The organism is Arthrobacter sp. P1_A5, from assembly GCF_056406825.1.
In genome coordinates this window covers 1-12,244 of the sequence record NZ_JBFTZL010000121.1, presented here as the reverse complement: position 1 = coordinate 12,244, position 12,244 = coordinate 1, and the positions used below count along the sequence as shown (strand labels likewise).

The window sequence follows — 12,244 nt, the reverse complement described above, 5'->3', positions numbered from 1 at the left end:
GCGACGCGGGGTGGAGCAGTTCGGTAGCTCGCTGGGCTCATAACCCAGAGGTCACAGGTTCAAATCCTGTCCCCGCAACTGGAGAAAAGGTCCGRAACACTGGAAACAGTGTTCCGGACCTTTTGCTTTAAGCCGCTGGGGACGGTCCGGAAGCCGGAAACCGGGAAACCGGTCATAGGACAAAAGGGGCGACCCCTCGAGCGGCCCGGCCCGCAGTCCATCGACCTGGATGGGCCGGACTGGACGCCGGCTGGGCCGGACTGGGCACGTGGTCAGGGCGGTCCGGAAACTAGGGTAGAGTTGATCWWGCGACGCGGGGTGGAGCAGTTCGGTAGCTCGCTGGGCTCATAACCCAGAGGTCACAGGTTCAAATCCTGTCCCCGCAACTGGAGAAAAGGTCCGGAACACTGGAAACAGTGTTCCGGACCTTTCGCTTTAAGTCCGCGGTGGCGGGCAACGCCGGCGGCGCCCCTGTGCCGGCTCTCAGCCGTCCTTGAGCCGCTGATAGGTTGCCAGCGCCCGCGCCCGGGACTCTGCAAGGTCCACGATCGGTGCGGGGTAGCCGGGGGCGGCGCTGTCGGCCTTCCAGGGCTCGTGGACGGTTTTGTCGTCCAGCGCGGCGAGCTCGGGAATGTACCCGCGCAGGTAACGACCGGCGGCGTCGAACTTCTTGCTCTGCGTGACCGGGTTGAAGATCCGGAAGTACGGCGACGCGTCGGCACCCGAGCCCGCCACCCACTGCCAGTTGGCCGGATTGCTCGCGGCATCGGCGTCCACCAGCGTGTCCCAGAACCAGGCCTCGCCCAGCCGCCAGTCGGCCAGCAGGTTCTTTACCAGGAAGGACGCGGCCGCCATCCGCACGCGGTTGTGCATCCAGCCCGTCTGCCAGAGCTGGCGCATGCCCGCGTCCACCATCGGGTAGCCCGTCCGGCCCTGCTGCCAGGCCTGGAGCTCGTCGCCCGACGCCGGCTGCCATTGAAAGCGGTCGAACTCCGGCCGGTAGTTCCGTGTCGCCAGATCCGGATTCTCGTACAGCAGCTGCCAGCAGAATTCCCGCCAGCCAAGTTCGGAACGGAAGATCCCGACGTCGGCCGGCGCCCCCGCCGCAAAGCTGTGGCGCAGCGTGTGCCAGATCCGGAAAGGGCTGATTTCGCCAAAGCGCAGATGCGGGGAGAGCCGGCTGGTGCCCTCGACGCCCGGGACGTCGCGGCCGGTGCCGTACTCTGCGGCCGGGCCGTCCACGAAGTCCTCGAGGCGGCTGAGGGCGCCGGCTTCTCCTGGCGTCCAGGTGTCGGCCAGCCCCGGGCTCCAGTCCGGGCTCCGGGGGAGCAGGCCCCAGCTTTCGAGCGTTTCGCTCGCCGGCAGGCCGCCGCTGCGGGTGCGTGCAGGGCCCGGCAGCTGGTCCGGAGCCGCCAGCGGCTGCCGGGGCTCGGCACCGGCCAGGCAGGCCTTCCAGAACGGCGTGAAGACCTTGTAGGGGCCCCCGCTGCCGGTGCGCACGGTCCACGGCTCGAACATGAGGTTCGCCTGGAAGCTCGTGGCGTTGAGGCCCTCCCCGCCGGCCCAGCTCTTTAGGCCGGCGTCGACGGCGCGTTCAGGGCCGCCGTAGCGGCGGTTCCACAGCAGGGCGTCTGCCGACGTTTCCACCGCGAGGTCCTGGATGACCCGGGCGGCGGGGCCGCGGCGGAGCACCAGCCGCGAGCCAGTGGCCTCCAGCGCTGCGGCCAGGCCGGCCAGGGAATGGTGGAGCCACCACTTCACCGCCCCGCCCAGCGGCCGGATGCCGGGTGACTCCTCATCCAGGACATAGACGACGGTCAGGGGTTGGTGCAGGGCGGCGGCCTCCGCCAGAGCAGGATTGTCATCCAGCCGGAGGTCATCACGGAGCCACACAAGGGTCGCAGACATGGATCCACGGTACACGCGCGCCGCCGCCGCGGGCGCCGGTGCGGTGAGACATGGGGCCACACAGGGCACAACGAGGGCCGGGCCTGAAGCGTGCAGCAGTCCTGCGGAAGTGCCGGACCGGCGGGTCAGAGCTTGTCGAAGTCGGCTTCCTCGACCGTGGAACCGGACTCGGCGCTCTTTTCGCCGGTGCCGATGGCAGCGGGGGAGCCGCCGGACTTCAGCGCTGCCAGCCGGGCTTCGATCTCGGTCTGCTCGCCAAGATCTTCCAGCGAATTGAACTGGGCGTCCAGGCTCGACTCGGCGAGCTCCTGCTGGCCGCGGACCTTGGCTTCCTCGCGGCGGATCTTCTGTTCGAAGCGGCCCACCTCGGAGGTGGGGTCCATAATGTTGATGCTCTTGAGGGCGTCGTGGACCTGGCTCTGGGCCTGCACGGTCTTGGACCGGGCCACCAGCTCATTGCGCTTGCTGGTCAGTTCGTTGAGCTTGCCCTTCATCTGGTCGAGGCCGTGCTTGAGCTTGTCCACCACCTCGGTCTGGGACGCGATGCTCGGCTCCGCGGCCTTGGCCTCGTTCTCGGAACCCATCTGGCGCTGCAGGGCCACCTTGGCCAGGTTGTCGAACTTCTCGGCATCGCCGACGTCACCCTTCGCCCGGTATTCGTCGGCCTTGCGCGAGGCTGCGAGGGCCTTTCTGCCCCAGTCCTGGGCGTTGCGGACGTCCTCGTTGTAGTCGTCCTGGAGCATGCGCAGGTTGCCGATGGTCTGGGCCACGGCGGACTCTGCCTCCGCGATGTTGTTCGTGTAGTCACGGACCATCTGGTCCAGCATTTTCTGCGGATCTTCGGCCTGGTCCAGCAGCGAATTGATGTTTGCCTTCGCCAGCTGCGCCATGCGGCCGAAAATGGACTGCTTAACCATGGTGTTACCTTTCGTCCTGCTCCGTTGTCTCACTGATTCCAGTGATCGATGATGTATCGCATCTGTCCGCTGTCCGGGTCCTTGCGGCCGGCGCGTGGTCTGTAAAGTTTCCTGCTGCTGCTTCCCACTTTGTCCCCTGCGGGGGTGGCGAACAGGCTAGAAACTGCCGGAGTCCCCGCCGCCGAAGTCTCCGCCGCCGCCAAAGTCGCCGCCGCCCCAGCCGCCGCCGGAGTCATCCCCGCCTCCGCCGCCCCAGCCGCCTCCGCCGCCGCCCCAGCCTCCGCCGCCTCCGCCGTGGAGGATCGAATTGATGAGGATTCCGCCGAGGATCGCGCCGCCGAGGCCGCCCCCGCCGCTGCCGCCGAACATGCCGCCCCGGCCGTAGCCTTGGCCCTGGTTGGCGTAGCCGCCGAATTGGTCGACGTCGGACTGGGCCAGCTGCGCGGCCTGTGCCGCCAGCGCGTAGGCCTGCTGTGCGTACTGCAAGGCCGTGACGGGGTCGGTGCGGGAAATGGAGAGCGCATAGTCCAGGTTCCGCTGGGCTTCCGCCAGGCGTGTGCGCGCATCGGTGCCTACGCCGCCGCGGCGGGCGGTGATGTAGTCCGACGTCGCGCTGATCTGGGCCTGGGCCGACATGATGCTCTGCTGCAGTGAGGCTTGGGCCCGGCGCGCCTGGTCCTGCTGGTCGCGGATTCCGGCCAGGGACTGGTCGAGTGCCTGGTGGGCCGTGACGACCCGTTCCAGCGTCGCGATCGGATCAATCTTGCCGCCCTGGATTTCCGTTTTGACCTGGGCGAGCGCGGCTTCCGCCGCAGCCACGGGGCCGGCAAGTTCCGGATGGGCGCCGGACTGGATCATCGCCTTCGCCTGGGCCAGGTCCTGCGCGGTATCGACGACGGCGGCTTCCAGGCTGTTGCGTGCCTCGTCGAGGCTGCCGGCCACCTTGGTGATGGCGCCGATCAGCACGTTCGTCTGGTGCAGGCTTTCCTCGGCGGCGCGGACGGCGACCGCGGCGAGGCTGCTTTCACCCGCGGCGAGCTTTTCCTGCGCCGCCGTGGAGGCATTCTGCACGAAGTCGAGACGTTCCTTGGCCTGTTTGATGTTGTCCGCGACCTGGACCAGGGCGCTCTCGGCGTACTTGGCCCGCAGATCGGTCAGCGACTGTTCGGCGGCGGCAAGCTTTGCCTGGGCGTCCGCGGCGCCGGCGCCGACGGCGGCGAGGGCCTGCGGGGCGTTCTTTTCCAGCTCCCGGAGGGAGTCGAAATCGGCTTTCTGTTCCTGCAGCGATGCCAGCGCGGCTTCGGAGCGGCCGATGATTTCAACGAGCCAGCTCCGTTGCTGCTCCTCGGTGTCGGGAATGTGGTCGTCAAGTTGCTGCTGCAGCTTGAACGATTCCGTCATGTGGCCCTTGGCCTCCTGCAAAGCCTTGGTGAAATTGCCCACCGCGGCGTCCCCGTATTGGGCCTGGGCGAATCCCAGCTCCTGCTCGCTGGACTTGATGGCGTCATCGGCCTCGATCAGCAGCGAATCGCTCTTCCGGCGCAGCTCGGCCACGCTGAGCCCCGCCAGCGGGTCCGGCTGCCCGCCCTGGGCCCCGGCTGACGCCCCCGAACTTTGCAGGGCCTTCTTCCGGCGGCTGCGCAGGTACAGGTACGTTCCCGCACCGCCCACAGCCACGACGCCGACTCCGACGAGGACGGCGCTGCCCGCCCCGGCGCCGGAGGGCACCGTTCCGCTGCCGCCGCCGGCCGCGTCGCCCACCGCAGCGGCCGTATCAATGGCGGCCTGGGCGAAGTCGCGCTTTCCGCCGGCCAGGTTCGGCACGATGGCGTTCTGGACGATGCTGTCGGTCTTGGGATAGATCGCGCTGGCCCTGGCAGGGGAGAAGTAGTACTTGCCGTCGTCGGACATGGTCAGGATGACGTCGGCCTTGCCCATACCCTTGTTGGTCGCGACGGCCTGGGCCCACCCCGCGGGGTCGGCAGGATTCTCGAACGTCTTTGCCGTGATGACGTAGAGGTTGTACTTGTGGTCCTTGAGGAGCTTCTGGATGGCGTCCTGGACTTCGGCCTTGCGGCTGCCGAGCACGTTCGCGCTGTCCACGATGTTCTGCCCGGACGGAATGGCCACCGGATCTTCGGCCAGGGCCGGAGCGGCGGGGAGCGCCAGCAATCCAGCGACGCCAAAGACGGCGAGGAAACGATTCAACTTAGACCGCATGTGCAACCCTTCAGCACTTCTGGGACCGGTTCGGTCGAACCAGCCGTCACAGAAAGCAGCAGCGCCCCCACGCAGATGTAAAGCCGCAGGTCGCTGTGGCATTTCCATTTGATTCTATGGTGCACCCAAAAGGCAGTCCACCTAGGGGAATATGCCACCAGCGAAACGGGCTTAAACTGGGAAACACGGGCCCGCAGGCCGCAAACTGTCCGTTCAGGAACCTCCCAGCAAATGTCCGCTCTAGTGTCAGCCTGAGCGTTCATAGTTATTAGGCAGACGAGGACGAAAGGAAGTCTCATGACTGAGAACCCAGTGCCGGGTGTGTCACCGGAGCCGACACAACAGAACCAGGAACCGGCGGGAGTGCGGGAGGGCTCGCCGGAGCAGCCGCATGCCGGCCGCGCGCCTGAGGCGGCACCGGGAAATCCGGCATCCGAAAGCACGACGTCCGAAACCTCAGTAGCCGGAAGCCCGGCGCCCGAGAGCCCGACCCTCCGGCTGGACCGCGCCGAGGACGGCGCACCGCGTCCGGTGTACCAGCAGCACCAGCCCTCCGCCGCGGATACCCAGCAGATCGGCGCCCCGGCCCAGCAGACCGGCCCGTACGGCGGGTTCTCCCAGGCCGGCCAGGGCCAGCCCGCCCAGCCCGGCCACCCGCCCTATGGCCAGTCCCAGCAAACCCCGTACGGCCAGTCGCAGCAAACCCCGTACGGCCAGTCGCAGCAAACCCAGTACGGCCAGTCCCACTACGGCGCCAACCCTTACGGCGGCCAGCCGCAGCCGGGCCCGTCCTACCCTTCCGGCCCCGGCTTTGCGAACGACCCGGCGCACGCCCCCAAGCGCAAGGCGGCATTCGGCGTCCCCACCCTCGTGGCCAGCATCGTGGCCGCCGGCCTGATCGGCGGCGGCGTGGTGGCCGGCAGCAACGCCCTGTTGGGCGACCGCCTTTCCCCGTCCGCCGCGAGCAACACGAGCCAGGCCGGTCCGGTGATCGTCAACAACAGGGAGGATGTCAACGCCATCAGCGCCGCCGCCCTCAAGGCTTCCCCCAGTGTGGTGACCATCAAAGCGACCAGCGGCAGCGACGGCGGCACCGGCAGCGGGATCATCCTCGACACCCAGGGCCATGTGCTGACCAACACCCACGTGGTGACGCTCGACGGCAAGGCCGCGAACGCCACCATGGAGGTCCGGACGAGCGACGGCAAGGTCTACTCCGCGAAGATCGTCGGTACCGACCCGCTTTCCGACCTCGCCGTGATCAAGATCGACAACCCCTCGGGACTGGTCCCGGCAACTCTCGGTGACTCGGGCAAGCTGAACGTCGGTGACACCGCCGTCGCCATTGGATCGCCGCTGGGACTCACCGGCACAGTCACCGACGGCATCGTCTCAACCCTGAACCGGACCATCAGCGTGGCATCCTCGGCTGCGCCGAAGGGCGGTGCGGACAACTCCCAGGGCGGTGACCAGGGCTTCCAGTTCGCGCCCCCCGGCGGCGGCGAGACTCCGAGCACCGCGGATCAGGGATCCATCTCGATCAACGTCATCCAGACGGACGCGGCCATCAACCCGGGTAATTCCGGCGGCGCGCTGGTGAACACCAAGGGCGAAATCATCGGCGTCAACGTCGCGATCGCCTCCGCCGGCGGCGACGCGGCCAGCGGAAGCAGCAGCGGCAACATCGGCGTGGGCTTCAGCATTCCCATCAACAACGCCAAGCGTGTGGCCCAGGAGATCATCAGCGCCGGCAAAGCCACCCACGGGCAGTTCGGCGTCAGCGTGAAGCCCAAGGCCGCAGGCTCGTCCTCCTCCGGGTTCTCGGTGGGCGCGGAGGTCGCGACCGTCGAGTCCGGCTCGGCCGCAGACAAGGCCGGCATCAAGGTCGGCGACGTCGTGACGAAGTTCCAGAACCTGACCATCAGCGATCCCAACCAGCTCACCGCGGCGGTGCGGGAACAGGCCGCCGGGGCCACGGTCAAGGTGACGGTGCTGCGCGGCGGCCAGCTCAAGGACGTCGACGTGACGCTCGGGGCCGCAGCCGAGCAGTAGAGCTGGGCGAAAGCAAACAGCGCAGCTGTAAATCAAGGCAGCAGCAAACAGGCCGGGCGGCACCGCAAAGGTGCGGCCCGGCCTTTGCCGTCCCGGGCCAGTTCACTGACACAGACCTTAACCCTGGCCGCGCTGCCCGGCGGCTATATGGTTAGCTAGGAACAGCCCGGCTACCGGGCATTCCGTGGCCATGACCCCGTCAGGGGCGGCTGTCCACCCGCATGGAAGGCTGCTGTAGACACAGTGGAAGAAACTCTGAAAATCATTGTGCTGGTCAAGCACGTCCCGGATGCGCAGTTCGACCGCCACCTCACAGGTGAGGCCAACACGGTGGACCGCTCCGAAAGCATCCTGTCCGAACTGGATGAATACGCACTGGAAGCTGCGCTGCAGCTGACCGAGGCCCGCGGCGGAGAGGCGGCCGGCAACAAGGTCATTGCGCTGAGCATGGGTCCGGCCGGGGCAGTAAATGCGGTGAAGAAGTCCCTCCAGATCGGCGCCACGGAAGGCGTGCACCTCAGCGATGAGGCCCTGGCCGGTTCGGATGCCGCGGCCACGTCGCTGGCGCTGGCCGCCGCGATCCGCCACCTGGGCGCGGACGTCCCCGCGGACCTCATCCTCACCGGGATGGCCTCCACGGACGGCGAGACCTCGCTGGTCCCGGCACAGCTCGCTGAGCGGCTGGGCCTCCCACAGGTAACCTTCGCCGCGTCCCTGGAGCTCGACGCCGGCAAGCTCACCGCCCGCCGCGACGGCGACACCCACGCGGACACCATCGAGGCCACACTGCCGGCCGTCGTTTCCGTCACCGACCAGATCAATGATCCGCGGTACCCGAACTTCAAGGGCATCATGGCGGCGAAGAAGAAAACCATCACCACCTTGAGCCTTGCCGACATCGGCGTGGACGCGGCCCAGGTGGGCCAGTCCGGCTCCTGGACCGCCGTCGAGACCGCAGAGGCCCGGCCGCCGCGGACGGCCGGCACCATCATCACCGACGAAGGCGACGCCGGCATCCAGCTGGTCGAGTTCCTGGCCGCCCAGAAGCTGCTCTAAAGGGGATTATCCGAACATGGCAAAAGTACTCGTTTTCATCGACAACCCCGGTGCGGCGCTGAAGAAGTCGAGCCTGGAACTGCTCACCATCGCCCGGTCCCTGGGCGAGACTGTCGCCGCCGTCAACGGCGAACTGCACGACGACGCCGCCTCGACCCTGGCCGCGTACGGCGCCCAGGCACTGTACCGCCCGTCCGCCACGGACCTCGACGACTACCTCGTCGGACCCAAGGCGGCGTTCCTGGCCGCGGCCGCGGCCGCCGCCGGTGCGGGCGTGGTCCTGGCCGAGAACTCGGCCGAGGGCAAGGAAATTGCCGCCCGGCTCGGCATCAGGCTCGGCGCCGGCGTCATCACCGACGTCGTGGCCGTGGACCCCGACGGAACGGCGCACAAGTCGGTCCTGGCCGGGTCCTACACCAGCGCCGCGAAGGCGGTGACACCCGTTTCCGTGCTGACCGTGAAGCCCAACAGCATCACGCCCGAGCCCGCGGTCACCGGCACGGCGCCGGAGAGCATCACTGTCCAGGTCCCTGACGTGACCGCGGCTGCCGCCCGGGTTACGGCGCGCACCGATAAGCCTGCCAGCGGACGCCCCGATCTGTCCGAGGCGCGGATCGTCGTGGCCGGCGGCCGTGGCGTGGACGGCAACTTTGGTCCCCTGGAGGAACTCGCCGACGCCCTCGGCGCGGCCATCGGAGCCTCGCGGGCTGCCACGGACGCCGGCTGGATCGGCCACGACGCGCAGATCGGCCAGACAGGCAAGACCGTCGCCCCGCAGCTCTACATCTCCGCGGGCATTTCCGGCGCCATCCAGCAGAAGGCAGGCATGCAGACCGCGAAGGTGATCGTGGCCGTGAACAAGGACGCCGAATCGCCGGTTTTCGAGATCGCGGACTTCGGCATTGTAGGCGACCTCTTCCAGGTCCTGCCGCAGGCCACCGCCGAAATCAAGAAGCGCAGAGGCTGACCGCATGAGCACCACCGCCGTCCCGGCACAAAGCCCGTTCGACCCGGAGACCACCCGGATTGAACGGGTGCTTTGTTTCACGGCCCACCCGGACGACATCGATTTCGGCGCAGCCGGCACGGTTGCAGCCTGGACCGCCGCCGGAGTTCAGGTCAGCTACTGCATCATGACCGACGGCGACGCCGGCGGCTTTGATCCGGAGCAGCGCGAGGAAATTGTGCGGCTGCGGGTTGCGGAGCAGCAGCGCGCCGCCGCCCTGGTCGGCGTCACGGACATCCATTACCTGCACCAGCGTGACGGCTACCTCGAACCCTCGCATGAGGTGATGCGCGAGGTGGTGCGCCTGATCCGGCAGCTCCGGCCCGACGTCGTGCTCTCCATGCATCCGGAGCGCAACTGGAACCGTATCCAGAAGAGCCATCCGGATCATCTGGCCGTGGGTGAGGCGGTGACCCGTGCCGTGTACCCCGCGCTGGAAAACCCGTTCGCGTACCCGGAACTGGCCGAATCCGGGCTGGAGGCCTACAAATTGCCCTGGCTGTGGCTCTTCGCCGGGCCGGAAGAGCGCGAAAACCACTTCGTGGACGTCACCGGGCATGTGGAGAGCAAGCTGGCCGCCATCCACATCCACGTCAGCCAGCATCCCGACGTCGACGCCATGGAGCGCACGGTCCGCGGCCTCATGCTCGGCACCGGGGCCCGCGCCGGACTTCCCGCCGGCCGCAGCGCCGAGGCCTTCCATGTCGTAACAGTCAACGGCCAGGGGACCATCGCCGGTTTCTAGTGTTGCTGCAGCACAACCTCTGCCATATGCTGGCCTCTGTTTAAATCATATTTATTTGATGGAAGGCAGACTTTGATGGCGAAGACTGCGCAACACCCCGTTCTTGTGATCATGGGCGTCTCCGGATCCGGCAAATCAACTGTCGCGGGACTTCTGGCCGGCAGGCTGGGCTGGGACCTCGCCGAAGGCGACGACCTGCACCCCGAATCAAACGTGGCAAAGATGCACGCAGGACAGCCGCTGACCGACGAGGACCGGTGGCCCTGGCTCGAAAGCATTGCCGACTGGATCCGGGCCCACACCGGCGCCGGGAATCCCGGCGTCGTGACCTGTTCGGCGCTGAAGAAGCGCTACCGGGACGTCCTGCGCGGCGAAGGGGTGGTTTTCGTGTTCCTCGAGGGATCACGGGACAAGATCTCCGACCGGCTGGCCTCCCGCCACGGGCACTTCATGCCCCCGGCCCTGCTGGAGTCCCAGTTCGACGCGCTCGAAGCCCCCACGGCAGACGAAAACTTCATCTCCCTGTCCGTCTCCGCAACGCCGGCGGAAGAAGCACAGGAAATCATCACCCGACTTAATCTCGACGCCGCCGACGCCAGGCCCTGAGCCTTCCCGCGTTTCGCCGCGACCAAGGAATTTTTTGTGAAATCACTGATAGCAATGCAGCTTCCGGCTGCCGTTGAGGCCGGGACCGGCGTCAATACCCAACTACTGATCATCGCGGGTCTGGGCATCGCCCTGCTCGTGGTCCTGATCGCCAAATTCAAGTTCCACCCCTTCCTGGCCCTGATTCTGGGGTCAGGATTCGTCGGCCTCGCCGCCGGTGTGGAACCGGCCAAGGTGATCATCAACTTCGAGGACGGCGTGGGCGGCGTCCTGAAGGAAGTCGGTCTGCTGGTCGCCCTCGGCGCGATGCTGGGCAAGCTGCTCGCGGACTCCGGCGGCGCCAACCGAGTGGTCGACACCCTCCTGGCCAAGGCCACCGGAAACAAGCTGGTCTGGTCCATCACGCTCGTAGCCGTGATCATCGGCCTGCCGATGTTCTTCGAGATCGGGCTCGTCCTGCTGCTGCCGGTGATCGTCCTGGTCACGCAGCGCTCCAAGATGCCCCTGATGCGCATCGCCACATCATCTGGCCGGACCCCAAGACGGCCCCCGCGATCCGGATGTTCTTCGACTTCGTCGGGCAGCCGCTGGTGGCGATGACCCTGGCCGTCCTGCTGGCCATGGTGACCTTCGGCTACGCCGTGGGCCTCAACGGCGCCAAGATTACGAGCAAGATCGCTGCCAGCCTGGGCCCGATCGCGGGGATCATCCTGATTGTCGGCGCAGGCGGCGGCTTCAAGCAGACGCTGATTGGTGCCGGCGTGGGAGACTCCGTGAAGGCCTGGGCCGAGGGGACCAACATGTCCGTGCTGGTGCTCGGCTTCATCGTGGCCGTTGCCCTGCGCCTGGCGACAGGCTCGGCCACCGTCGCCACCGTGACGGCCGCCGGCATCGTGGCACCGCTGGCCAGTTCGCTGTCGCCGACGCACGCCGCCCTCCTGGCCCTCGCGATCGGGGCGGGCTCGCTGTTCTTCTCGCACGTGAACGACGCCGGGTTCTGGCTGGTCAAGGAGCTGTTCGGACTCACGGTGGGCCAGACCTTCAAGACCTGGTCCGTCATGGAAACGCTGATCTCCGTGGTGAGCTTCGGCCTGGTCATGCTGCTCTCGCTGGTCATTTAGCCGGGCGGGAAGCCGGCCCGGCGGGACGTCCGCCGGTCGGTCCGTCCGCCGGTCACAACACAAAGCCGCCCGGGCCTTGAGTCCTTCTACGGAAGGAGCCAAGGCCCGGGCGGCTTTGCGCGTGCGGGTGGCCTGCTGTGTCCTGCGGGTGGCTAGGCGTCCAGCGGTGCGGCGGCGACGGTCGGCAGGGTAGGTGACGCGGATCCGCCTTCGGGCTCCACGGTGATGCCCAGCGCGGCCGCGGAACCGATGCCCTTGACCACCGCGGGCTTGGACAGGGCTTCAGCGTCCATGAGGCCCTGCGAGACCGGGGCCGAGCCGTCCTTGGGGATCAGCCACATCTGGTAGACCTTGCCCACGGGCGGGGCCGGGACGCCGTTCATTTTGACGACGGCGGCATCCTTGGACGGGGAAATCGACACGGTGGCGGTGCCGCCGCCGTTGACGTCGACGGTGGCCTGGCGGACGTCGCTGGCCTGCATTACCTGATTTAGGGGATCGTTCTGGTTGGCCACGTAGGCTCCGACGCCCACACCGCCCAGGGCGATCACGGCTGCTGCGGCGACGCCAATAAGCCAGTTCCGCATGCCCTGCGGCCGCCGGCGCTCTTCCC

General features: G+C 67.6%; 9 protein-coding genes, 2 tRNA genes and 1 pseudogene. 8 read left to right on the top strand and 4 right to left on the bottom strand.

Annotated elements, in window-relative coordinates:
* Positions 1-4 precede the first annotated feature (4 nt).
* A tRNA-Met gene (locus AC1D1S_RS15020) sits at positions 5-78 on the top strand.
* A gap of 234 nt (positions 79-312) precedes the next feature.
* Positions 313-386: transfer RNA gene (locus AC1D1S_RS15015), tRNA-Met, on the top strand.
* A gap of 97 nt (positions 387-483) precedes the next feature.
* Here the strand turns inward: AC1D1S_RS15015 and AC1D1S_RS15010 are convergent.
* From AC1D1S_RS15010 to AC1D1S_RS15000, 3 genes are all read right to left on the bottom strand, one after another.
* A complete protein-coding gene (locus AC1D1S_RS15010) occupies positions 484-1,908 on the bottom strand; it encodes a cryptochrome/photolyase family protein (protein WP_243181172.1) in 1,425 nt (474 codons plus the stop codon).
* Between the two features lie 125 nt (positions 1,909-2,033).
* On the bottom strand, positions 2,034-2,825 hold the full coding sequence (locus AC1D1S_RS15005; RefSeq protein WP_028277175.1) for a PspA/IM30 family protein: 792 nt from the start codon (positions 2,823-2,825) through the stop codon (positions 2,034-2,036).
* Positions 2,826-2,981: 156 nt separating this feature from the next.
* The gene (locus AC1D1S_RS15000; RefSeq protein ID WP_243181174.1) at positions 2,982-5,045 is read right to left on the bottom strand and encodes a TPM domain-containing protein; all 2,064 of its coding nucleotides are present in this window, start codon (positions 5,043-5,045) and stop codon (positions 2,982-2,984) included.
* Positions 5,046-5,342: 297 nt separating this feature from the next.
* Between AC1D1S_RS15000 and AC1D1S_RS14995 the strand changes: the two genes are divergently transcribed.
* The 6 genes and pseudogenes from AC1D1S_RS14995 (at position 5,343) to AC1D1S_RS14970 (ending at position 11,631) form a co-directional block, all read left to right on the top strand.
* Positions 5,343-7,097, top strand: a complete 1,755-nt coding sequence (locus tag AC1D1S_RS14995; RefSeq protein WP_476994812.1) for a S1C family serine protease — start codon at positions 5,343-5,345, stop codon at positions 7,095-7,097.
* Positions 7,098-7,352: 255 nt separating this feature from the next.
* The gene (locus tag AC1D1S_RS14990) at positions 7,353-8,153 is read left to right on the top strand and encodes an electron transfer flavoprotein subunit beta/FixA family protein (RefSeq protein WP_028277963.1); all 801 of its coding nucleotides are present in this window, start codon (positions 7,353-7,355) and stop codon (positions 8,151-8,153) included.
* A gap of 16 nt (positions 8,154-8,169) precedes the next feature.
* The gene (locus tag AC1D1S_RS14985; RefSeq protein ID WP_223913937.1) at positions 8,170-9,120 is read left to right on the top strand and encodes an electron transfer flavoprotein subunit alpha/FixB family protein; all 951 of its coding nucleotides are present in this window, start codon (positions 8,170-8,172) and stop codon (positions 9,118-9,120) included.
* A 4-nt stretch (positions 9,121-9,124) separates the two neighbouring features.
* Complete coding sequence (locus AC1D1S_RS14980) at positions 9,125-9,904, top strand: PIG-L deacetylase family protein (protein ID WP_223913938.1); 780 nt, start codon at positions 9,125-9,127, stop codon at positions 9,902-9,904.
* A gap of 75 nt (positions 9,905-9,979) precedes the next feature.
* A complete protein-coding gene (locus AC1D1S_RS14975; RefSeq protein WP_028277966.1) occupies positions 9,980-10,510 on the top strand; it encodes a gluconokinase in 531 nt (176 codons plus the stop codon).
* Positions 10,511-10,555: 45 nt separating this feature from the next.
* Positions 10,556-11,631: pseudogene (locus AC1D1S_RS14970) on the top strand (GntT/GntP/DsdX family permease).
* 152 nt (positions 11,632-11,783) lie between these two features.
* Here the strand turns inward: AC1D1S_RS14970 and AC1D1S_RS14965 are convergent.
* Positions 11,784-12,244, bottom strand: a 461-nt coding sequence (locus AC1D1S_RS14965) for an anti-sigma factor (protein WP_476994811.1), incomplete at its 5' end; no start/stop codon positions are given.

Excerpts from the sequence above, each read along its gene's own strand:
- AC1D1S_RS15010 (WP_243181172.1), bottom strand. The coding sequence starts at position 1,908 with ATGTCTGCGACCCTTGTGTGGCTCCGTGATGACCTCCGGCTGGATGAC.
- AC1D1S_RS15005 (WP_028277175.1), bottom strand. The coding sequence starts at position 2,825 with ATGGTTAAGCAGTCCATTTTCGGCCGCATGGCGCAGCTGGCGAAGGCA.
- AC1D1S_RS15000 (WP_243181174.1), bottom strand. The coding sequence starts at position 5,045 with ATGCGGTCTAAGTTGAATCGTTTCCTCGCCGTCTTTGGCGTCGCTGGA.
- AC1D1S_RS14995 (WP_476994812.1), top strand. The coding sequence starts at position 5,343 with ATGACTGAGAACCCAGTGCCGGGTGTGTCACCGGAGCCGACACAACAG.
- AC1D1S_RS14985 (WP_223913937.1), top strand. The coding sequence starts at position 8,170 with ATGGCAAAAGTACTCGTTTTCATCGACAACCCCGGTGCGGCGCTGAAG.
- AC1D1S_RS14980 (WP_223913938.1), top strand. The coding sequence starts at position 9,125 with ATGAGCACCACCGCCGTCCCGGCACAAAGCCCGTTCGACCCGGAGACC.
- AC1D1S_RS14975 (WP_028277966.1), top strand. The coding sequence starts at position 9,980 with ATGGCGAAGACTGCGCAACACCCCGTTCTTGTGATCATGGGCGTCTCC.